General features: G+C 72.0%; 20 protein-coding genes. 8 read left to right on the top strand and 12 right to left on the bottom strand.

The window, feature by feature from the left end:
• The first annotated feature begins 73 nt into the window (after positions 1-73).
• A complete protein-coding gene (locus AQI95_RS01905; protein ID WP_067117002.1) occupies positions 74-352 on the top strand; it encodes an SHOCT domain-containing protein in 279 nt (92 codons plus the stop codon).
• Positions 349-957 (top strand): sulfocyanin-like copper-binding protein, encoded by a 609-nt coding sequence (locus tag AQI95_RS01900; RefSeq protein WP_067116125.1) that lies wholly within the window; start codon positions 349-351, stop codon positions 955-957. The genes AQI95_RS01905 and AQI95_RS01900 overlap by 4 nt, the downstream gene beginning before the upstream one ends.
• Positions 958-1,101: 144 nt before the next feature.
• On the opposite strand, the gene AQI95_RS01895 is transcribed toward AQI95_RS01900, so the two are convergent.
• Positions 1,102-1,695, bottom strand: coding sequence for a TetR/AcrR family transcriptional regulator (locus AQI95_RS01895; RefSeq protein ID WP_244188588.1), 594 nt, complete (start codon positions 1,693-1,695; stop codon positions 1,102-1,104).
• Between the two features lie 97 nt (positions 1,696-1,792).
• Between AQI95_RS01895 and AQI95_RS01890 the strand changes: the two genes are divergently transcribed.
• Positions 1,793-3,016, top strand: a complete 1,224-nt coding sequence (locus AQI95_RS01890; protein ID WP_067116123.1) for an alpha/beta hydrolase family protein — start codon at positions 1,793-1,795, stop codon at positions 3,014-3,016.
• Positions 3,017-3,115: 99 nt separating this feature from the next.
• On the top strand, positions 3,116-3,508 hold the full coding sequence (locus AQI95_RS01885; RefSeq protein ID WP_067116120.1) for a nuclear transport factor 2 family protein: 393 nt from the start codon (positions 3,116-3,118) through the stop codon (positions 3,506-3,508).
• A 79-nt stretch (positions 3,509-3,587) separates the two neighbouring features.
• Here the strand turns inward: AQI95_RS01885 and AQI95_RS01880 are convergent, their stop codons facing one another.
• Positions 3,588-4,247, bottom strand: coding sequence for a nuclear transport factor 2 family protein (locus tag AQI95_RS01880; protein WP_067116116.1), 660 nt, complete (start codon positions 4,245-4,247; stop codon positions 3,588-3,590).
• Positions 4,248-4,510: 263 nt separating this feature from the next.
• Between AQI95_RS01880 and AQI95_RS01875 the strand changes: the two genes are divergently transcribed.
• Both AQI95_RS01875 and AQI95_RS01870 read left to right on the top strand, forming a co-directional pair.
• Positions 4,511-5,143, top strand: a complete 633-nt coding sequence (locus AQI95_RS01875) for a TetR/AcrR family transcriptional regulator (protein WP_079070985.1) — start codon at positions 4,511-4,513, stop codon at positions 5,141-5,143.
• The gene (locus AQI95_RS01870) at positions 5,089-5,430 is read left to right on the top strand and encodes a carboxylesterase family protein (protein ID WP_107121521.1); all 342 of its coding nucleotides are present in this window, start codon (positions 5,089-5,091) and stop codon (positions 5,428-5,430) included. Before AQI95_RS01875 ends, AQI95_RS01870 begins: the two co-directional genes overlap by 55 nt.
• A gap of 148 nt (positions 5,431-5,578) precedes the next feature.
• Here AQI95_RS01870 and AQI95_RS01865 read toward each other — a convergent pair whose 3' ends face one another.
• On the bottom strand, positions 5,579-6,637 hold the full coding sequence (locus AQI95_RS01865; protein WP_067116993.1) for a zinc-dependent alcohol dehydrogenase family protein: 1,059 nt from the start codon (positions 6,635-6,637) through the stop codon (positions 5,579-5,581).
• A gap of 104 nt (positions 6,638-6,741) precedes the next feature.
• The gene (locus tag AQI95_RS01860) at positions 6,742-8,022 is read right to left on the bottom strand and encodes an MFS transporter (protein ID WP_067116110.1); all 1,281 of its coding nucleotides are present in this window, start codon (positions 8,020-8,022) and stop codon (positions 6,742-6,744) included.
• 256 nt (positions 8,023-8,278) lie between these two features.
• On the opposite strand from AQI95_RS01860, the gene AQI95_RS01855 reads away from it, so the two are divergent.
• Complete coding sequence (locus AQI95_RS01855; RefSeq protein ID WP_067116108.1) at positions 8,279-11,275, top strand: AfsR/SARP family transcriptional regulator; 2,997 nt, start codon at positions 8,279-8,281, stop codon at positions 11,273-11,275.
• Positions 11,276-11,335: 60 nt separating this feature from the next.
• On the opposite strand, the gene AQI95_RS47105 is transcribed toward AQI95_RS01855, so the two are convergent.
• From AQI95_RS47105 to AQI95_RS01820, 8 genes are all read right to left on the bottom strand, one after another.
• Positions 11,336-11,479 carry a hypothetical protein gene (locus AQI95_RS47105; RefSeq protein WP_159056443.1) on the bottom strand — a complete coding sequence of 48 codons (144 nt, stop codon included), beginning with the start codon at positions 11,477-11,479 and terminating at the stop codon, positions 11,336-11,338.
• A gap of 142 nt (positions 11,480-11,621) precedes the next feature.
• Positions 11,622-12,875, bottom strand: a complete 1,254-nt coding sequence (locus AQI95_RS01850; RefSeq protein WP_067116105.1) for an ATP-grasp domain-containing protein — start codon at positions 12,873-12,875, stop codon at positions 11,622-11,624.
• A 48-nt stretch (positions 12,876-12,923) separates the two neighbouring features.
• Positions 12,924-13,859: an ATP-grasp domain-containing protein gene (locus AQI95_RS01845; RefSeq protein ID WP_067116102.1), complete on the bottom strand. Its 936-nt coding sequence runs from the start codon at positions 13,857-13,859 to the stop codon at positions 12,924-12,926.
• Positions 13,860-13,906: 47 nt separating this feature from the next.
• Positions 13,907-14,131: a tautomerase family protein gene (locus AQI95_RS01840; protein WP_067116099.1), complete on the bottom strand. Its 225-nt coding sequence runs from the start codon at positions 14,129-14,131 to the stop codon at positions 13,907-13,909.
• An 86-nt stretch (positions 14,132-14,217) separates the two neighbouring features.
• Positions 14,218-15,162, bottom strand: a complete 945-nt coding sequence (locus AQI95_RS01835; RefSeq protein WP_067116096.1) for a PLP-dependent cysteine synthase family protein — start codon at positions 15,160-15,162, stop codon at positions 14,218-14,220.
• A gap of 61 nt (positions 15,163-15,223) precedes the next feature.
• Entirely contained in the window at positions 15,224-16,186 is a 963-nt protein-coding gene (locus AQI95_RS01830) for a PLP-dependent cysteine synthase family protein (RefSeq protein WP_067116093.1), read from the bottom strand.
• A 71-nt stretch (positions 16,187-16,257) separates the two neighbouring features.
• Positions 16,258-16,875, bottom strand: a complete 618-nt coding sequence (gene epsC, locus AQI95_RS01825; RefSeq protein WP_208614042.1) for a serine O-acetyltransferase EpsC — start codon at positions 16,873-16,875, stop codon at positions 16,258-16,260.
• A 48-nt stretch (positions 16,876-16,923) separates the two neighbouring features.
• Positions 16,924-17,505 carry an NADPH-dependent FMN reductase gene (locus tag AQI95_RS01820; protein WP_067116090.1) on the bottom strand — a complete coding sequence of 194 codons (582 nt, stop codon included), beginning with the start codon at positions 17,503-17,505 and terminating at the stop codon, positions 16,924-16,926.
• Positions 17,506-17,694: 189 nt separating this feature from the next.
• On the opposite strand from AQI95_RS01820, the gene AQI95_RS01815 reads away from it, so the two are divergent.
• Positions 17,695-21,546, top strand: coding sequence for a non-ribosomal peptide synthetase family protein (locus AQI95_RS01815; protein WP_067116087.1), 3,852 nt, complete (start codon positions 17,695-17,697; stop codon positions 21,544-21,546).
• Positions 21,547-21,587 lie beyond the last annotated feature (41 nt).

Here is a 21,587-nt window from a genome sequence, read left to right as displayed (position 1 = left end):
TGCGCGGGCGGCCGGGTGGGCGCACGCTGGAGGTGAGGCCTGTACTCACCGGCCGAGGAAGGTGATCGGCGTGATGTGGTACGGCGGCGGCTGGGGCTGGGGCGGCTGGATCGTCACGACTGTGATCATGGTGCTGTTCTGGGCGTTGGTGATCGCGGGTGTCGTCGCGCTTGTCCACTACCTCACGGGTGGCCACCGCGGCCGACAGCCCGGCGCTGCCCCGCCTCCCGGCGAGGCCGGATGGGGCGGTGGCGGGCGGGCCGAGGATGTACTGGCTGAGCGGTTCGCCCGTGGGGAGATCGACGAGGACGAGTACAAACGCCGTCTCGCGGTGCTGCGGGAGCACCGGTGATCAGCGGACCCCAACGCCGACTGCGGCTCGTCGTGGCCGGGGCGGTCGCCGCGCTCGTGCTCGGCATCGCCACGACCGTACTTCTCGCTGCTACGGGCGCCTTCCGCCACACCGCGCCCACGACCTGGCGGGCGCCGGGAACACGGTGCAACGCGCCCGCCCTGCCCGGCCAGGTGGTGGACGTGACCGTGGCCAACATGGGACCGGGCATGATGCACGGCCCCAGACGGCGTGACTCCGGCAGTCGCCAGGGGTACGGCACGGGCACGATGTGGCTGCGGGTGACTCCGGGCACGGTCCGCGCCGGCGCTGTGTCCCTGCGTGTCCTCAACGCCGGATCCCTCACTCACGAGGTCGTCGTGCTGCCGCTGCCGAACGGCCAGAGCGCGGGTGGGCGGCCGGCCGGCTCCGACGGCAGGATCAGCGAGACGGGAAGCCTGGGCGAAGCCTCACGCAGCTGCGGATCCGGTAGCGGGGACGGCATCGAACCCGGCGCGACAGGATGGACCACGGTGACGCTGCGACCCGGCCGTTACGAGCTGGTGTGCAACGTCCCCGGCCATTACGCGGCCGGCATGTACACCGAGCTGGACGTCACGCCCTGACCCTCCCACCGGTATCAGACAGGAGACCGCACAGCTGCGGCGCCCGCCGTCGCACCACCAAACCCCGAACCAGCCCCCACATGACCGCAACTTCCCAAGCCGAGCTGTCCAGCCCGGCCGCGCCGTCGCACCGGGTGCGCGCGCTTACGCAGCGCCCGGTGCACCCGTGTCGCCGAGGAGTCTGCCCACGAGCAGTTGCGCGTAGCCGGAGGCCGGCGGGTCGATGCCGAAGATCGCCCGCAGGTAGAGAGGCGCGATGAGCTGGTCGAGGATCTCCTCCAGGGGCGGGGGGCTCTCGCCACGGGCTGCGGCCCGCTCGCGGATGCGCTCGATGGAGTGGATCCGCCGCTGGAAGTGCTGTGCGCGTTCCGCCTGCGTGTGGGAGCTGCTCGGCATGGACAGGGCAACGGCTCGTACGAGAAGCCGGCCTTCGGGTGTGCGGATGCTCGCCACCCCCGCTTCCACCCAGGCGGTGAGGTCCCCGCGCAGGGTGCCGGTGTCGTTCAGCGGCCAGTCCCGTTCGAGGCGGGTGGTGACCACGTCGACCAGGAGAGCCTCACGACCGCCCCAACGCCGGTAGATGCTGGTGTGGTTGACCCCGGCGCGTTGCGCGATCGCGGGGATGGTGAGGTCCGCGCCCTCGGAGTCGGACAGCAGGTCGATGACCGCCTGATGGACGGCTGAGCGGACCTGCTCGGGACTCTTGCGGATGCGAGCGGTCGGTTGTTTCGAAGCCACCCCCACATCGTAAGCACAGATGTTTGCTTCGCGGCGCTCATGGATCTACAGTGGCCCACAAGCACAGATCTGTGCTTGTGGGGCGGAGGAGAGTGACATGAAGCAGCTGCTGTTCCCGAACAACACCCAGTTCTGGTACGAGACCCTGCGCTCGATGAGCCACATCGCCTACGGCGGCGCCGACTTCGGCGAGGTCGTCTCCACCAGCGAGCGCATCGTCGAAGGCGACTACGACAGCTGGCACAAGGAGTGGCTGGCCACCGCCGACCGGGTGTCCGCCGAAGCGCAGAAGGCCCTGGACGCCGGCCACACGGTCAGCGCGCGGGACGGATTCCTGCGGGCGTCGAACTACTACCGCTCGGCGGAGTTCTTCCTGCACGGCAACCCCTGCGACCCCCGCCACGACCACGCCTACGACCGCTCCGTGGCCTGCTTCCGCTCGGCGGCGGCGCTGTACACCCCGGCCATCGAACCGGTCGAGATTCCGTACGAGGACACCACCCTGCCCGGCTACCTCTACCGGGCCGACACCTCAGGAGAGCCGCGGCCGACCCTGATCATGCACAACGGCTTCGACGGCACCGCGGAGGAGATGCACTTCTTCGGGGCACTGGCCGGCGTCGAACGTGGCTACACCGTGCTGGTCTTCGACGGCCCCGGACAGCCCGGACCGCGCCACCACCAAGGCCTGGTCTTCCGCCCCGACTGGGAGAACGTCATCACCCCGGTGATCGACTTCGCCGAGACCCTCCCCGAGGTCGACGACAGCCGCATCGCACTCCTCGGCAGCAGCATGGGCGGCGTACTCGCCCCCAGGGCCGCGGCCTTCGAACACCGCCTGGCCGCGCTGATAGCCGTCGACGGCGTCTACGACCTCGGCCAGGTGTCCGTCCGCAACATCCCCGGCGACCGCGAGGCAGCCGAACGCCTCCTGCGCGCCGACTCCGCCCCCGAACTCGACGCCGCGATGGAGCGGATCATGGCCACCGACGCGACCGCGCGGTGGGCGATCAACCACGGCATGTACGTCATGGGTGTCGACACCCCCCGCGCCTTCAACGCCTCGTACCTCGACTACACCCTCGCCGACGGCATCGCCGAAAAGATCCAGTGCCCCACCCTCGTCTGCGACGCCGCCGAGGACGAGTTCTTCAAGGGCCAGCCCGAGCAGCTCTTCGACCACCTGACCTGCCCCAAGACCCTGATGGTGTTCACCGCCGAAGAAGGCGCCGGCGCCCACTGCCACCCAGGCGCCATGCGCCTGTCCCAAGCCCGCATCTACGACTGGCTCGACGACACCCTCGCCGACGCCGGCGCCTGAGGCCCCGGCCCACCAGGCACCACCGCGCATCCCTCTCTTCCGAATCCGCTGAATCCACTGAATCCGCTGAATCCGCTGAATCCACTTGGAGGACCTCTCATGACCCGCACCGGCATCAAGGCCGCTCTCACCGACCTGCTCCTCAACGAGGACATCACCCTGGCCGAGGCCGCCGACCGCCACTTCACCCCCGACTACCGCCAGCGCACCGACGGCGAGTGGGCCGACCGGGCCGAGTTCCTCGACCACATCGCCCATCTGCGCACGCTCGTCGCCGACGGCGAGGTCGAGGTGCACGAGGAGCTCTACGACGGCGGCAAGTACGCCGACCGGCACACCTGCCACATCACGAAGAAGGACGGCTCGACCGTGAGCATGGAGGTCTACGTGTTCGCCGACCTCTCCCCCGACGGCCGCTTCCAGCGCATCGAGGAGACCACCCTGATGCTCAAGGGCTCCGACGCCGACCGCAACCTCGGCAGCGCCCGCTGACCACCCCCACACCGCGAGGACACCGCGCACCCGGCAGCCGACCGGCGTCATCCGGCCGGCCGGGCCGCCGGGGAACGGCTCAGTGCTTGTCGACCGCCGAGGCCCAGTCGAGGTTCACGCCCATGTCGGAGTACATCTTCGTGTAGCCGACGTAGCAGTTGAACTTCTCCACCTTGCCGTCGCGCAGGTACCAGAAGTCGGCGGTCGGAGCGTCGACCTTCGCGCCGGTCGGCTTGACGGTGCCCGCCGGAGTCTGGAGCGGCCCCTCGAACGTGCCCTGGATCGACAGCTCGATGCTGACCACGTCGCCGTTCACGGTGATGCGCTTGAGGTCGCGGTGGACATCGGGGAAGAGGTTGGCCATGTAGGGCAGTACGTCACCGAGCGCCTTGCCCTGGTAGGCCTTGCCGGCGACCTCGTCGTTGAAGACGCCGTCCTCGGCGAAGCTGTTGACGAAGGCGGGGACGTCCAGGCTCTTGCCCTCCGCCACGTGGTACGCGTTCAGCACGACCGCGAGATTGGCTATCTCGTGCCGGGTCAGGTGCCGGCCGGTGAGCGGCAGCGCCGCCAGTTCGCGAGGGCTCAGGGCCGCGTGGGCCCGGGAGCCGCCGGCGGTGCGGACGTGCGCGCCGCCGACGGCGGGGCTCGCGGCCTGTGTCGGTGCGGCGGCAACGGCGAGACCGGCCAGGCTCGTGACCGCGGCCGTGGCGATGATCGTCTTCCATCCGAGCGACTTCATGTCGTGTTCCTCCGCGTTGGTTCTCGGGATCCGAGATCCGTCGAGACGGGTTCGCGCCGGGCGCGGCGCCTTTCAATCAAACGCTCGCTTGACTGTATGGACGGCACTGGAGACATGTCAAGCGAATGTTTGATTTACATGGCGGGTGAGTGTCACGACCTGAGGGGCGGGCGCCCGCCTGGCGTTCTGCGGTCGCCGGTGGGCCGCCTGTCGGGCGTTCGGCCGCTTGACAGCAAAATCAAGCAGCTGTTTGAGTTCCGTCCATGGCGACAGAACGGACGGATCAACGCCGCGAGGCCGGCCAGCGGACGCGGGACGGCCTGCTGGCCGCCGCGCAGGAGTTGCTCGCGCGACGCGGCCAGGAGGGTGTGACCCTCCGCGAGATCACGGATCGCGCGGGAGCCAACGTCTCCGCGGTCAGCTACCACTTCGGGTCGCTGAAGGCGCTGTGCGATTCGGCGATCGAGAACGCGCTGGAGCGGTACCTGGACGCGCAGATCGACGAGGTCGCTTCTCTCGACACCGCATCCGGCGTCGAGGATCTGGCCGCGGCGTTCGCCCGGCCGATGATGCGTGCGCTGGAGGCCGGTGGACGGGATCTGGCGGTCATGCGGACGGTGGCCCGCGTCGGCATCGACCCCCCTGAGGGCTGGGGCCGGCTGACAGCGAAGTTCCAGCAGTCCCGGCGGGACATCGTCCGGCAGCTGTCGGCGAAGACTCCCGGAGTCGACGAGCGGGAGCTGGACTTCCGCATCCGGTGCGCGGCCGGCCTGCTGAACTGGCTCGTGTTGGCCCCCATAGGCGCCGAACTGGCCGCCGAGCCCCCTGAGCAGATCGAACGGTGGCTGGTCCCCGTGCTGGCCGGGGCGTTCCTCGGCTCCCCGAACGTCGGCTGAACCGGGCTGATACCGCGGGCCCGTCGCACGCGAGCGAACTCCCGTACCTGTTCGACATGGGAGGCCGCCGCCGGATCATGACACCGGCCCAGCGCCGCCTGGCCGACTTGATGATCGACTACTGGTCCCGCTTCGCACGAACGGGCGACCCGAACGACGCGCCCTCACCGGGCGCGGCCCCGCAGCCCTGGCACCCCGGCGCGGTGCAGTCCCTGGCCCCCGACCACACCGGCCCGGCACACACCGCGGCCCACCACCACTGCGCCTTCTGGAACGTCCGGCGGTGACAGTGCCACCGGCCGGACGTCGTCCACCCGCTGGGCGCGCCGCCACCGGGACCTCTCCATCACGGCTCCACCCCTGCCAGGGGGGACCATACGGCCGATCCCGATCCCGATCCCGATGGCGATGGCGATGGCGATGGCGGTGGCCGGCCTACTCGTCGTCCTCGTCCGAGCCGTCTGCGAAGACGAAGAGGGGTTTGGCGCCATGAGCGGGTGTTTCGGCGGACGAGACGGCTTCGGTGAAGCGTTCGAGCGGGAACGGCAGGCCCTCGGGGATGCTCAGCACTTCGTCTACGACGAGGGCGCGGACCTCGGACAGCGCGCGCAGCGCGTCCGCGGGCGAGGTGGTGCCGAACCAGCGGTTCAGCCAGAAGCCGCGGACCACTTTGGTCTCGTAGATGAGCGAGCGCGCCGGCAGCGGAATCGTCAGCGCCGCCGGGTCGGTCTGCCGATGGGTGGAGAGCGCGCCGTAGACCACGACCTCTCCTCCCGGAGCCAGTGCCTGGGACACCTGGGCACCCACGTGGCCCGCGACGCAGTCCACGGCCTTGCGCACGCCGGCCGGTCCCGCGATCTCGGCCACGCGCCGCAGCAGGTCCTCGTCCTCGGTGCAGATGACCTCGTCGCCGCCGAGCGCCTCGATCTCCTGGGCGGCATCGCGCCGCCGCACCACATTGATCGTGCGCGCACCCAGATGCCTGGCCAGCTGAACGACGAGCCGGCCGACGGTGGAGCCCGCGGCTGTCTGCAACAGCCATTCCCCCGGCTGTACGTCGAGTTCGCGGGTCAGCAGGAGCAGCGCGGTCAACGGGTTGACGGCGAGTTGGCAGGCGCTGGAGTCGCTCAGCCGGTCGGGGACCGGCACAAGCCTGTGGGTGTCGGCGACGAGGTATTCCTGCCAGGTGCCGGTCGGACGCGGCCCGGGTACCGCCGGGACGGCGACGGCCACCACACGCTCGCCGGTCCCCGGTCCCTCGGTGTCCGGGCCCAGGGCCTCGACGCGGCCCACGCATTCCATGTGCCCGCCGACCGCGGGGAACTCGGGGGAGAAACCGTAGCGGCCGCGCAGCACGTGCAGATCGCTCGCGTGAATCGGAGTCGCCTTCACGCGGATCAACGCCTGGCCGGCTTCCGGCACGGGAACGGGCCGGGACTCCAGCCGCAGGACATCGTTCGGCTCGCCGACCGCTCCGGCCACGAGCGCACGCATGGTTCGCGGCATGAGCGGCCTCTCGTCTCTCAGCACACCCCCCGCACTCCTCCCAGCCTCCCCTCCTTCGCGAGCGCTGTCATGCCGTGGGCGGCCCGACCTCGTCACTGCGCCTGCGCGAGGCTCGCGTCCTTCGCGGCGGGCTTCTGCTCGCAGGTGACGCGGACGGCCCGGTGGGGCAGTTTCGGCTCCACCCGCAGCAGGGCCAGGCTGCCCAGCAGCACGCCGGCGGCGAGGAAGGCCCAGGTGAGTGGCGCGGACTCGGCGAGCAGGGCCGTGAACATCGCCGGTGCTGCCGCCTTGGCGACGGACCAGGACAAGAAGTACGTGGACAGGTACCGGCCCCGCAGATCGTCGGGCGCGGCTTCGGAGGCGAGTGCCCCGGACGTGGTGCCGTGCAGCAGTTCCCCACAGGTGTAGGTGAGGGTCGCCGCGGCCAGGCCCGCGTACAGCCACCATCCCGTGCCTGCCAGGTCGAGCAGGGCGAAGGAGACGAAGGACGCGGCGAAGACCACACCGCCGAGGGCGGCGGCCCTCGTCCTGCGGGTACGGACGAGCCTCCTGGTGACGAAGACCTGGGCGAGCGAGACGACCACGGTGTTGAGGGTGAACAGCAGGCCGGGCGTCGAGGGTGAGCCCTTGAGGGACTGGGTGACGTACACCGGCAGGATCACGCTCAGCGACGAATAGCACAGGGCGAGCGGGATGTTGGCCACGGTGAGCTGGAGATAGGGGCGGTCGCGCAGCACCGTCCGGTAGCCGGACCCGGCGCGCGGCCGGGCGGCCGGGCGGACGTGCGGTGCGCGGGGCGGCATCCGCAGCGTGGCGATGAGGACGGCCGCGACGGCCAGGCCGACACCGCTGCCGATCACGACGGACTGGTACGCCCAGTCGCTGTCGACTCCCAGGACGACGCCGGCCAGCAGGCCGCCCGCGCCCATGCCCGCGTTGCGTAGGCTGTACTGCGCGGCGAGCAGCCGGTCCCGGTCGGCGCCCTGCGCCAGCTCCGCCACCATGGCCTGCACCGATGCCTGGAAGGAGCGGTCGCCGACGGCCACCAGGGTGCCGGCGGCCAGCACCTGCCAGAAGCTGTGCGTCATCGGGTACGAGAGGAAGCCCACCGCGCGGACGACGAAGCCGCCGACCACGGCGGTGCGGGCGCCCCAGCGGTCGATGACGGGTCCTGCCAGCGGGCTGACGGCGAGGCCGAGGAGCGCCGCGATGGTCATGGCCACACCGATTCGCGACATGGACATGCCGGTGACATGGTGGAAGTAGAGCAGCGAGACCGGTACGTACAGCCCGCTGCCGACGGCCTCGGCGGCGACCGCCGTCAGATACCGAAGGTTGCGGGCCGGGCGGTGCGGGGCGGTGTCGGTCGGCAAGGCAGCTCCTCGGTTGCGATGGGGCGGATGCGACGGGCGCGGCCGACACCGGGACCCCGCGGTGACCGGAGCGGACCGGACCGTGACAGGCGCCACACGGAGAGAGCGGCTGGGCGGCCCTTTCGCGCCATGAATTCTGCGACCGGGTGTTCCCGATCACCTCCCGCTTCGGTACCGGTCACCACCGATGACCGATTATTTTCGGCAGAAGCAAGCCTCGACCTGGTTTTGCACGACTTGAGCAGGAGGGCTCGCTATGACCGGACCTGTGGCGCGAACCGTGCGCTTCAACATCCTCGGATCCCTGGAGATCCAGGACGGTGAGGACCGGCTGCGGCTCGGGGGACCGATCCAGGAGCGGGTCCTGGTCGCTCTTCTTCTGGAACCGGGCAGGGTGGTGCCCGTCAGCCGACTCATCGAGGTCGTCTGGGAGCAGGAGCCGCCCGCGACCGCCGTCCACCAGATCCGCAAGGCCGTCGCCGACCTCAGACGCCGCATCCCGGACGGGGCCGACCTGATCGTCACGGACAGTTCCGGGTACCGCGCCTGCGTCGAGGAGGAGCAACTGGACCTGAGCCGCTTCACCCGGCTCACCGCCCAGGCCCGCCAGGACCTCGCCGCCGGTGCCGTCACCGAGGCCGCCGACCACCTGCGCGCGGCCCTCGCCCTGTGGCGCGGGCCCGTCCTTGCGGACCGCGGCGGCGGCCCCGCGCTCACCGCTGTCACCACCGCCCTGGACGAGCGGCGGATCACCGCCGCCGAGCAGCTCTTCCAGCTCCGGCTCGACCAGGGCGAGACCGCCGACCTCATCGGCGATCTGCGGGAGCTGATCACCGCGCACCCGCTGCACGAGACCCTCCGTGCCCAGCTGATGCTCGCCCTGTACCGCTCCGGGCGGGCCGCCGAGGCCCTGGAGGAGTACGGCAGGGTCCGCGACCTGCTGATCGAAGAGCTCGGCACCGATCCGGGGCCGCGCCTGACCAAGCTGTACGAGGCGATCCTGCACGACAGCGACGAGCTGACCGCCCCCGAGCCCCGGGGCGCCCCGGCCGGCGTCGCGCCGCCCACCGCGCTGTCCACCCTCCCGTACGACCTGACGGACTTCACCGGCCGCGAGGACGAGCTGAAGCTGCTCCTGGCCCGGGTGGACGAGTCCTGCGAGGGCACCCGGATCGTGGCCGTCGACGGCATGGGCGGGTGCGGCAAGACCAGCCTCGCGGTGCACGCCGGCCACCTCCTGGCGGACCGGTACCCCGACGGGCGGCTCCACGTCGACCTGCGCGGGCACTCGCCGGGCGAGGAGCCGCTGCAGCCGGCCGCCGTGCTCGGCATGCTGCTGCGCACCATCGGCGTCCCCGATCAGCGGGTCCCCGAGGACGAGGGCGGCCGGGCGGCGCTGTGGCGAGCCACGCTGACGAACCGGCGGGTACTGCTCCTGCTGGACAACGCCTCCGACACCGCGCAGGTCAGGCCTCTGCTGCCGGCCTCGCCCGGCTGTCTGGTACTGATCACGAGCCGCCAGCGTCTGGTGCATCTCGACGGCGCCGAGTGGATCTCGCTCGGCGAGATGCCGCCCGCCGACAGCGCGACACTCCTCGCGGAGACGCTCGGCGAGCAGCGCGTGGCGGCCGAGCCCGAGGCGGTGACCGAGCTGGCCGAGCTGTGCGGCCATCTGCCGCTGGCCCTGCGCATCACGAGCGCCCGGCTGCGCAACCGGTCGCGCTGGACCGTGCAGCACCTGGTCGACCGGCTGCGTGACGAGACCCGGCGCCTGGGCGAGCTGAGCGCGGGCGAGCGCAGCGTCGCGGCGACCATCCAGCTGTCGTACCAGGCGATGGACGAGCCGCACCGCAAGGCGTTCCGGCTGCTCGGGTTGCACCCGGGCACGGAGGCCGACGTCCACTCGGGCGCCGCGCTGCTCGGCACGGGCCCCCTGGAGGCGGAGGACATCCTGGAGCGGCTGCTCGACGTGCACCTGGTGCGGCAGAACACGCTCGGCCGGTACGCCCTGCACGATCTGGTGCGCAGCGTCGCGCAGAGCCTGCGCACCGAGGCCACCCGAGCGGCGGACCACGCCGCGGTCCAGCGTGTCGTCGATTACTACGTGGCCGCCTCCGAGGTGGCGTGCTCGGTCCTGTTCCCCGGACGAGCAGGCCATACGACGCAGACCCCCTCCGTGGCCGAGCTGCCGCCGCTGCACGGCATCGAGCAGGCCGGCGACTGGTTCTGCCAGGAGCAGGAGGCGGTGCTGTCCGCGGTGGCGGTGGCGCACGAGCGGGGCCTGGACACGAAGACCGGGCAGCTCGCGCGCAACGCCATGTTCTATCTGAACCTGCGCGGCTGCTACGACGAGTACGCCCATGTCGCCGAACTCGCGGTCGCCTCCGCGCGCCGCCTCGGCGAGGGGTCGGGCCTGCGCACGAGCCTGACCAACCTGACGTCCGCGCACTGGAAACTCGGCAGGTTCCGCGACGGCCTCCGCTCGGCCGAGGAGGCCCATCAGATCGCGCTGTCGTCCGGCGACCTCTACGGGGAGGCGGTCAGCCTCGACCAGCTCGGGCTGCTGAACAGCAGCCTCGGGCAGCTGCGCGAGGGCCGGGAACAGCTGCTCCGCAGCGTCGAGATGCAGGAGAACCCGCTGCGCAAAGGGATCGCGCTGTGCAACCTCAGCACCGTCTGCTCGTGCCTCGGCCGGTACGAGGAGGCGGTGGACGCCGCCGAGCGGGCTGTCGTGCTGCACAGTTCCAACGGTGAACCGGCCGGCCGGATCCCTGCGCTGAACGACCTGGCGGTCGCCCTGCTCAGCCTCGGCGATCCCGAGCGGGCGAAGACGCACCTCGACCAGGCGCTGGCCTTCGGTGACGGGTCGTCGGTCCCGGAGGACTTCGCGCTCACCCTCGCGCTCGCCGCCGACGCCGAGCAGCGCCTGGGGCACCAGCGCACCTCCGCGGCGTACGCGGAACGAGCCGTGGACCAGGCGCGGACCCGGGGCACGGCGCTCAGGGCCTGCGAAGTGGAGAACATCGTCGGCCGGGTGCACCGGCACGGGGGCGCGTACGCGCGGGCCCTGGAGCTGCACCGCAGCGCCGCACAGCGGGCGGGCGCCATCGAGTGCCGCGTGGAACTCGCCCGCGCCCACGACGGGGTGGCGCAGGCCGCGGGCGCGCTCGGGGACCAGGCGTCGGCGCGGCGCAACCGGTCGGCCGCGAACGAGCTGTTCGCCGCCATGGGAATGCCCTGCGGGACACCCTGAGACGGTGACGGTGCCCGGCTCTCACGAGGCCGGGCACCCCCGGGCCGGGTGCACGGGCTCTCAGGCCGCGGGCGCGGCCGGACCGCCGTTGCTGAACAGCGCCGGGGAGCCGCCGCCGTCCGCCGACGCCGTGGCGGCGCCCCCGAGGCCGAGCGCGAGCACCGTGGTCGCGATTCCCATGATTGCGGCGATCTTCTTGAGCATGGTGTGACTCCTTGGTCGTGCAGCTGTGCGGTGGGGTGTCGCGCGGCGTCGGTGACGGCGCTCGCTGTCGACGCCCCTCATGTTGGTACAGGCCAATACCGATCCGGTCCCCTGCCGATACCGGGGCGGGCCCAAGGGGCCGTCACACGACGACGATCTCCCGCTCGAAGCGTTCGCCGAGGGCCCGCAGCCGCTCCTCGCACACGGCGCGGGTGGGCCCGGTCAGCACCGCCGCGGCCAGGAAGTCCGACGAGATCGCGGCCTGCCCAAGGTGCTCTCCCGGCTCGGCGAAGACGGCGTAGAACTCCACGTGCCGCTCGCTCGGCGGCTCGGGCACCGCGCGTACCTCACCGGCCCTCTTCATGATCAGGACCTGTCCGGCCATCCGGCGGGGCCGCAACCGTTCGCCCGCCGGAAGGTCTTGCACCGCGGGCAGGGCGAGGCCGGTCTCGGCGCGCGCCGCGTACTCCACGGGATGCAGGTCGTACGCGGCCTTCAGCACGTCACGGACCCGGCCGCCGGCCGGACGGCACGCGATCTCGCACAGCACCAGGCGGTCGTCCGGGGTGTGGAAGACCTCGGCGTGGAACGCGGTGTCGGCCGGGGCACCGAGCGCCCTCAGCAGGGTGTCGGTCAGCTCGACGACGCGGGCGCTCACCGGGTCCGCCGGGTCGAGCATCAGGTCGACGCGCGCCCCCCGGTCGGTCCGGAACGACGCCAGCTCGTACTGGTACTGCGAGGGGCACGACAGCACCGTCCGCCCGCCCGCGACCAGACCGTCCACGTGGCACATCCGCCCGGGGACATACGCCTCCAGGAGCACGTCGTCGCGCGGTGCGGCACCGTCGGGGAACTCCCGTCCGACGTGCTCGGCGAGCTGCTCCCGGGTGTGGACGACGCGCAGCCCGACGGAGCCGAAGCCGTCGCGCGCCTTGAACACCAGGGGGAGGCCGTGGATCTCGGCGAAGGCGCGGACGTCGGCGGCGGTGGCCGGCACGGTGTGCGGGGCGACCTCGATGCCCGCTCCGACGGCCCGGTGCTTCATCAGCACCTTGTCGCGGAACGGCAACGCGTCGTCGCGGCGCGGACCGGGCAGGCCCAGCTTCTCGCGCAGCAGCCCGGCCCGGAGCAGGTCGGCCTCGTGGTGGGCGACGACATGCGTGACACCGTGCTCCAGGGCCAGGTCCAGGGCCCGACGGGTGACGAGGTCGTCGTCGTCGAAGCTGTCGAGCACCTCCAGGTGCCGGTATCCGAGGAACCCTTCGGGGACCGCCTCGCCGCCCTGTTCGATGCGGTCGCGGGCGGCGATCATCACGACCCCGCCGTCGTGGTCCGCGAGCCAGCGGTCGTACGGGAAGGGGCCGAGCGGGAAGCGGTGCAGGACGAGGACGCTCACGCGTCACCTCCAGGGTGCTGGGTGCCGGCGTCGGCCCGGCACGGGGGCTCAATGACGGACATGGGGCGGGAGCCGGTCGCGCCCTGCGAGCAGGTCACGCACCACGGCGATCCGTTCTTCCGCCCCGGTGGGCGAGGGCGCGGCGACGACGACCCGGCCGGCGTGCCCCGCCGAGGGGCGCGGCGGGACGAGTGTCCGCACATGGGGCAGGGCCGCGACATCGCTCAACACGGCCTGGTGCACGGGCGGTTCGACACCGATCGCCGCCGCCGCGCGGTGCGGTGCGGGCCGTGGCACCTGCTCGCCGGCCAGCGCGCGGAACAGCCACACCTCGGGATCGAACCCCGCGGCGGCTCGCAGCAGGTCGAGGGCGTGTTCCTCGATACCCGTCTGCACGGACAGGACACGCGGGCCGTCCGGCGAACGGACCAGCCGGACGTGGGCGAGCCCGAACTGCAGGTCGGCGAGGTCGAGCACGGCGGTGGCGGCGGAGCGCAGTTGCCCCTGCGCCCGGACGCCGAGGGGTACCGGATAGACCTCGATGTCGTCGAACCGGCCGGTGAGGGCGAGAAAGTGGTGGGCGCCGGACACGGTGAGCGTGTGCACTCCGTACACGGGCCGGTGCTCCGCCCGGGCGGTCGTCTCACCGGGCGCCGCGACGTAGCGGCCGTCCTCCGCCAGGAGCTGCCGGAGCGCGGCCGGTTCGGTGAGCCGGTGCACGGACCGGGCACTTGTCATCGACAGGCCCGCCGCGTCGGCGGCGGTGAGTGCCGCGGCGCGGCCGGGCCCACCGCCCAGGTGCAGAACGCGGCCGATGCCGTGGCGGTGCGCCGCGTCCCGCACCGCCGCGGCGAGCGCGTCCGGGCGTTCCTGCGCGCGGCCCCGGAGCGTCCAGGAGCGGAACCCGGCCGCCGTGGCCTTGGCCGTCGTCGCCGGACCGGGCTCGATGACGAGCAGGCGCCGGGGGTCGCCGGGGCGCGGCATGGGCGTTCTCGCTTCCTGGTTCTGGCGTACGGGGTCCGGACGGAGGATCACGTGCCGGAGGGGCGGGGGCGGGCGGGCGGCGGGGCGACGAGTTCGTCCGCGAGAGTGCCGCCCATGCCCCAGTGGTCGTGTGCCACGTCCCGGACGAGAACGGTCACGGCCTCCTTGGGGCAGCCCGCGATGCGCGAGGCGCTCTCCGTCAGTTCGGCCACCAGCTCGGCGCGGGCTGCGCGGTCGTTGCCCCGCCACCAGTCGACAGTGATCACTGGCATGTCGTCGCTCCTCTTTTCGTACGGGTTGCCGTACAGATTTTTGTACGTGTTTTGACGGGTTCTGTACGGGTGTCGGTGTGCGCGCGTCATGAGATGCGGGGCTTCGTCCGGTCGTCCTGCCACACGCTGAGGTAACGCTCGCCGGTGTCGGGCAGCACGGTGACCACGGTCCGGCCCGCGTACTCGGGTTTCCCGACGAGCCGGGCGCACGCGTGCACGGCGGCGCCCGAGGAGACCCCGACGAAGATGCCCTGCCCGCGGGCGAGGGCGCGCGCCGTCTGAAGCGCCTCCTCGTCGGAGACGGTCATGACCCGGTCGATGAGTGAGACGTCGGTGGTGGCCGCGACGAAGCCGCCGTTGAGGCCGGGGATGCGGTGCTGGCCGGCCGTGCCCTGCGACAGGACCGGCGAGTTCTCCGGCTCCACGGCGACGATCTGCACGGCGGGGTTGCGTTCCTTGAGGTGGCGGGCGATGCCGGTGAGCGTCCCGCCCGTGCCCACGCCGCACACCAGGACGTCGACGCCGCCGGTGGCCTCCCAGATCTCCGGGCCGGTGGTCTCGTAGTGGGCCCGCACGTTGTCCTGGTTCTCGTGCTGGCGGCAGAACCAGGAACCGGGCGTCGCCGCGTGGATCTCCTCGGCCTTGGCTATCGCACCCTGGTACCCGGCGTCGCGCGGTGTCCGCACGGCCTCGGCCCCGAACGCCTCCAGCAGGGCGGTCCGCTCCGTGCTGGCACTGTCGGGCAGCACGATCACACAGGGGTGGCCCTGCGCGGTGGCGAGCGCGGCGAGCGCGATACCGGTGTTCCCGGAGGTCGCCTCGATCACGGTGCCACCCGGACGCAGCTCACCGCGCTCCCGCGCCGCACGCAGCATGAACAGGGCGGCCCGGTCCTTGATGCTGGACAACGGATTGGCGGACTCCAGCTTGGCCAGCACCCGCGTGCTCTCGTCAACACCCTCCAGCCGCAACCGGAGAAGCGGAGTGGAGCCGACCAGATCGGCGATGCTGTCGGCGATGGCGAGCGGCATGATGCGGTCCTGTCCTCACGGTGGGTGGTCGGGTCGGTCTGACATCAGTTCCGGACGGCTCTCACGCGTCCGTCCGCCCATCGGCCGGTTCCTCCGGCCACCAGCTCAGATAGCGCTCTCCGGTGTCGGGGAGGACGGTCGCGACGGTGGCGCCCGCGAGGTCGTGACGGCGGGCCAGCTCCACACAGCCGTACACCGCGGCGCCCGAGGAGATCCCGACGAGCAGCCCGGTGCGCGCGGCGATCGCGCGGGTGGTGGCCGCCGCGTCGGCGTCGTCCACGGCGATCACCTCGTCGATGAGGCCGAGATCGGTGACCGGGCTGATGAAGCCGCCGTTCAGGCCGGGGATCCGGTGCGGCCCCGGCTCACCCCCGGACAGCAGCGCCGAGCCGGCCGGCTCGACCGCGACGACCCTGAGGTTCGGGTTGCGGGCCTTGAGGTAGCCGCCGATGCCGGTGAGCGTGCCGCCGGTGCCGACCGAGCAGACCAGATAGTCGACGCGGCCCGCGGCGTCCCGCCAGATCTCGGGGCCGGTGGTCTCGTAGTGGGCCCGCACGTTGTCGGCGTTGGTGTGCTGCCTCGCGTACCAGGAGCCCGGCGTCCCGGCGTGCAGCTGTTCGGCGCGGTCCACGCAGCCCGCGAAGCCGAGTGCCGGGTCGGTGAACTCGACCTCGGCGCCCAGCATGCGCAGGGCCAGGACGCGTTCCTGCGTGGCGTTGCCGGGCAGCACGATCACACAGGGGTGGCCCTGCGCGGTGGCGAGCGCGGCGAGCGCGATACCGGTGTTCCCGGAGGTCGCCTCGATCACGGTGCCACCCGGACGCAGCTCACCGCGCTCCCGCGCCGCACGCAGCATGAACAGGGCGGCCCGGTCCTTGATGCTGGACAACGGATTGGCGGACTCCAGCTTGGCCAGCACCCGCGTGCTCTCGTCGACCCCCTCCAGCCGCAACCGGAGAAGCGGAGTGGAGCCGACCAGATCGGCGATGCTGTCGGCGACGCGTTCGCCGAGGGCCAGGGACACGGTGGGTTCCTCACTGTCGGACGGGTGGGCGGGACGGGACGGGGTGCGCGGGCCGGACGACGGAGCCCGCCTCACCATGAGCCGACCGATGCCGTGGTCGCGAACAGGTCCTCCATCAGGCGCGGTTCGTGCCCCACGGGCCGGACCACGGCCGTCGGTGCCAGGACCTTCGCGTGCGCGGGTACGTCCTTGTTCACCAGCGCCTGTGCTCCGATGACGGCATGGTCCGCGATCGTCACGGGCCCCAGCACCGTGGCGTTGGTGCCGAGGACGACGCCGTTGCCCACGTGGGGGTGCCGTCGCTCGCCGGCGGGCCGCTCGTTGTCGCTCCACCAGCCGACCGCACCGAGCGTCACCTGGTGGTAGATGGTGACGTCGTCGCCGACCCGCGCGGTCTCCCCGATCACCACGGCCGCACCGTGGTCGATGAACACCCGCCGGCCGAGCCGGGCACCGGGGTGGATCTCCACTCCGGTGGCGCGCCGGGCGGCGTAGGCGAGCAGCCGGGCCGGCATCCGCCGCCCGCGGCAGTGCAGCCGATGGGCGATCCGGTGGGTCCACAGGGCGGGCAGTGCGGGATGCAGCAGCGCCTCGCGGCGGCGGCCGATGGACGGGTCGCGTTCGACGATCACGCGCAGGTCCTCGCGCATCGTGTCGAGGATGCCTGGCTGCTTCGGGCTTTGCGGCATGCGGACTTCCTTCGGTTGCGGTGGCGGGCTGACGGGCCGGGCGGCGCCTCAGCGGTGTGCGACGGCCGGTCGCGGCAGCGCGGCGAGGGTCGCGTCGACGAGGCCGCCCAGCGCGGCGACCACCGACGGTTCGGTGAACTCGCCGTCCGCGCGGCGCAGTTCGTGGGCGTTGCCGATGGCGACCGGCTCGTGGTCCACGACGTGGGCCCCGCACCGGGCGAGCACACCGGTCAGGGCGGGCTGAGCGTCCAGCGCGCCCCGCGCCCCGGGCGAGGCGCTCAGCACGGCGACGGTCAGCCCGGCCAGCGGGCTGTCGCCGGAGGGCCGCGAGAGCCAGTCCAGGGCGTTCTTCAGAGCGCCCGGCATCTCCCCGTTGTACGAGGGCGTGCTGATGAACAGCGCGTCCGCGTCCCGCACGAGGTCCTTGGACTCCTCCACCACGGCCGTGCCGCCGCTCTGCTCCAGGTCGCCGTCGTACAGCGGCAGCCGTCCCGCCTCCAGGACGGCGACGTCGTGCCCGCCGGGGACGGGACCGGGCCGCTCGTGCACGAGGCGTCGCACGGTGCGCAGGACGGCGGCGTTGAGGGAGTCCCGGCGGACACTCCCGGAGAGCAGAACGATCTTGGCCACGGCGGCTCACCCTTCCCAGGTCTTCACTGCCCCGAGCCTGGCCGCCACCGATACCGAATCCCTCCCGGCCAGGTACCCGCGGCACCGGGATCCGGCCGGGAGGGGCGCGGGAAGCGGCTGGCCCAGGTTGGTCCGCGTCAGGGGGCAAGCTCCGCCACCTATCGATCACCACGTTGCGGGGACGATGCAATGAAGACTTCGAGCGCACTCACTTTTGACCCGGCGCGCACGGGAAGCTGCCTGTTCGACATGCTGGAGCGGCAGGCCGGGCTCCGGCCGGACGCGACGGCTGTCACGTTCGGCGACGAGCGGCTCTCCTACCGCGGGCTTCACGAGGAGAGCCGGACCCTGGGCAGCCGCCTGCGCCGGCTCGGCATCGGCCCCGACGCCTGCGTCGGCCTGTTCACCGATCCCTCCATGGACCTCATGGTCGGAGCCTGGGGCGTCCTCGCCGCGGGAGCGGCCTACCTGCCGCTGTCTCCCGACTATCCGGAAGAGCGCCTCCGCTACATGATCGAGGACTCCGGTGCGACGGTGATCGTGACCCAGGAGCACCTGCGTGAACGGCTGTCGGCCCTCGTCCCGCGGGGCACCGAGATCATCACCTCGGCGAGGACCCCGGACCGCCGGATACCGGAGGCCGACGAGGCACCCGTGCCCGAACGGTCGGGCGGACACCTCGCGTACGTCATCTACACCTCGGGCAGCACGGGCAAGCCCAAGGGCGTGATGATCGAGAACGAGGCGGTCGTCAGTCAGCTCCGCTGGCTCACCTCGTGCGGCTACCTCGGTCCGCGGGTCACCGTGCTGCAGAAAACGCCGATGAGCTTCGACGCCGCGCAGTGGGAGATCCTCGCCCCGGCGGCCGGCACCCACGTCGTGATGGGCGAGCCGGGCATCTACCGGGACCCGCAGGCCATCGTCACCGCCCTGCGCACGCACCGGATCACCGCCCTGCAGTGCGTGCCGACGCTGCTCCAGGCGCTGTTGGAGACCGACGGGTTCACATCCTGCGCGTCGCTGCGGCGCGTCTTCTCCGGCGGCGAGGCGCTCACACACCGGCTCGCCCGGAGCTTCTTCCACGAACTGCCCGGTGTGTCCCTCGTCAACCTGTACGGACCGACCGAGGCCACCATCAACGCCACCGCGCACCAGGTCGACCCCGAGCGCATCGGCGGCGAGGACTCGTGCACCGTGCCCATCGGGGTGCCCGTCGACGGCGTGACCGCCTACGTCCTGGACGAGAACCTGGCCCCCGTCGACATCGGCGAGGCAGGCGAACTCCACCTGGGTGGACGGCAGTTGGCGCGCGGCTACCTGGGTCGCCCGGGACAGACCGCCGAGCGGTTCGTGGGCTCCACCCTGGATCCGGACGGACGGCTGTACCGCACCGGAGACGTGTGCCTGTGGAACCCCGACGGCACCCTCCAGTTCGTGGGCCGCACCGACAACCAGGTCAAACTCCGCGGCTACCGCGTCGAGTTGGAGGAGGTCGCGGCCCGGATCGAGGAGCACACGTGGGTGCGGCACGCCGCGACGGTCGTCACCGACGACCCCCGCACGGGCCACCGGACCCTCGTGGCATGCGTCGAGCTGAACCCGCACACGGCGGCCGTCATGGATCAGGGCGCGCACGGCGCCCACCACCAGTCCAAGACGTCGAAGCTCCAGGTGAAGGCGCAGCTGTCCAACCCGGGCCTGCGCGAGGCCCATGAACTGGCGGGGCGGCCCGTCGTGGACCTGCCCGGCCGCGCTTGCACCCCCGAGCAGCGGCGCGAGACCTTCAGCCGCAAGACGTACCGCTTCTACGAGGGCGGACGCGTCACCCGCGACGCGCTGCTCCGCCTCCTCGCCCCGCGCCCCCTGCCCACGCGCTCGCGACCGCTCGCTCAGCTGTCACCGGAGGAACTCGGGCACGTCCTTCGCTGGTTCGGCCAGTTCCACAGCGACGAGCGGCTGCTGCCCAAGTACTCCTACGCCTCGCCGGGCGCCCTGTACGCGACCCAGCTCTACGTGGAGTCGGGCGGCGACGTCGCGGGACTCGCGGCCGGCGTGTACTACTACCACCCCGTCGACCACACGCTGGTACGCGTCGGGGACGGCAGCGGCCACTGCCCGCCGGGCGGGCTCGTCGTGCACTTCCTCGGCAAGAAGCGGGCGATCGAGCCCGTCTACAGGAACAACATCCAGGAAGTGCTGGAGTTCGAGACCGGGCACATGCTGGGTGTCTTCGAGGAGATCCTGCCCGCGCACGGACTGACCATCGCCCCGCTGGGCCACTTCGCCACCGTCAAGGAGGCCCTGGACGTCACCGGGGAGGACCACTACCTCGGTACGTTCACCATCACCGCGAACGACGGCGTGGCGCGCCCCGACCCCACCGAGCTGTACGTACAGGCGCACGGGGACCGTGTCGAGGGCCTGCCGGGCGGCCAGTACCGGTATCGGGACGGGGAGTTGGAGCCGGTCTGCGACGCGCTGGTCGAGGCGCGCCACGTCATCGCCATCAACCAGGGCGTGTACGAGCGCGCGAGCTTCGGCATCAGCGCGGTCGGCCGTGCCGAGGAGCCCTGGCTCGCGTACGTGAGCCTCGGGACCCGCCTGCACCACCTTCAGCGCACCCCTGGCTTCGGCTTCATGTCGTCGGGCTACTCCTCCCGGACGGGCCACCCGCTGCCGGCCGCCCGCCGTCTGGACGACATCCTCGGCGCGGCGGGCATCGCGAGCGGTCCCTCGTACTTCTTCCTCGGTGGTCTCGTCAGCGACGAGCAGGCCGCGAGCGAGGGCATGCGCGAGGACTCCGTGCACACCAGGGGTCCCGCGGAGATGATCCGCGACGAACTCGTCCAGTTCCTGCCGGACTACATGGTGCCGAGCCGGGTCCTGGTGCTGGACGCGCTGCCGCTGACCGCCAACGGGAAGATCGACACCAAGGCTCTCGCCGCCGCCCCCGAGGTGACCGGGGCGCAGCGGTCCGGCCCGTTCGTGGCACCGGCCACGCGCACCGAGAAGTGGCTGGCGGCCGCGTGGGGCACGGCCCTGCGGTACCCGGACGGCGCCGACGTCTCGATCGAGGACGAGTTCTTCGCCTGCGGCGGCGACTCCCTGACCTCCGTGGCCCTCATCAACAGGATCAACAAGGAGCTGGGCACCGCACTGCCCTTCCAGGTCGTCTTCGAGCACCCGAGGCTGAGGGATCTCGCGGCCCGCATCGACGCCGACACGTCCGCCCCGGTCGGCCGTCTGGTCCCGCTCGCACCCGAGGGCGGCTTCGATCCGGTCTTCTGCTGGCCGGGGCTGGGCGGCTACCCGATGAACCTGCGCCTCCTGAGCCACGAGGTCGACCTGGACCGCCCCTTCTTCGGGGTCCAGGCGCACGGCATCAACGAGGGCGAGACCCCCTACGGCACCATCCGCGAGATGGCACGGGCCGACCTCGCGGAGATCCGCCGCGCCCAGCCCAGCGGCCCCTACACACTGTGGGGCTACTCCTTCGGTGCCCGCGTCGCCTTCGAGGCCGCCTGGCAGTTGGAGCAGGCCGGTGAGAAGGTCGAGCACCTGCTGCTGATCTGCCCCGGCAACCCGAAGGTGCGCGAGCGGGACGGCCGCGCCCGGGGCCGCGAGGCGTCCTACGGCAATCCCGCCTACGTCACGATCCTGTTCTCCGTCTTCGCGGGCACGATCCACGGCCCCGCGCTCGACGCCTGCCTCGCCGCCACCCGCGACGAGGACAGCTTCGTCGCCTTCGTCCACGGCCTGCTCCCCGCCCTGGACACGGCGACGATCCGCCGCATCGCCCGGATCGTCGCCACGACGTACGAGTTCGAGTACACCTTCCGCGAGCTGACCGAGCGCACCCTCGCGGCGCCCGTCACCATCCTCAAGGCCCGGGGAGACGACTACTCGTTCGTGGAGAGCCACACCGGCTACTCGGCGCAGCCGCCCACGGTCGTCGACCTGGCCGGCGACCACTACAGCGTCCTGAGGGAGCAGGGCGTCGCGGAACTGGCCAGGGCGGCCCACACGGCGATGGGGCGCTGACGGCCCCGGCCTCCCTTGCCTGATCTCATGCGCGGGGGGCC

It is taken from the genome of Streptomyces yokosukanensis (genome assembly GCF_001514035.1).
Lineage (GTDB): Bacteria > Actinomycetota > Actinomycetes > Streptomycetales > Streptomycetaceae > Streptomyces > Streptomyces yokosukanensis.
The sequence above is the reverse complement of the archived record's forward strand: the minus strand, read 5'-3'. Positions and strand labels throughout refer to the sequence as shown.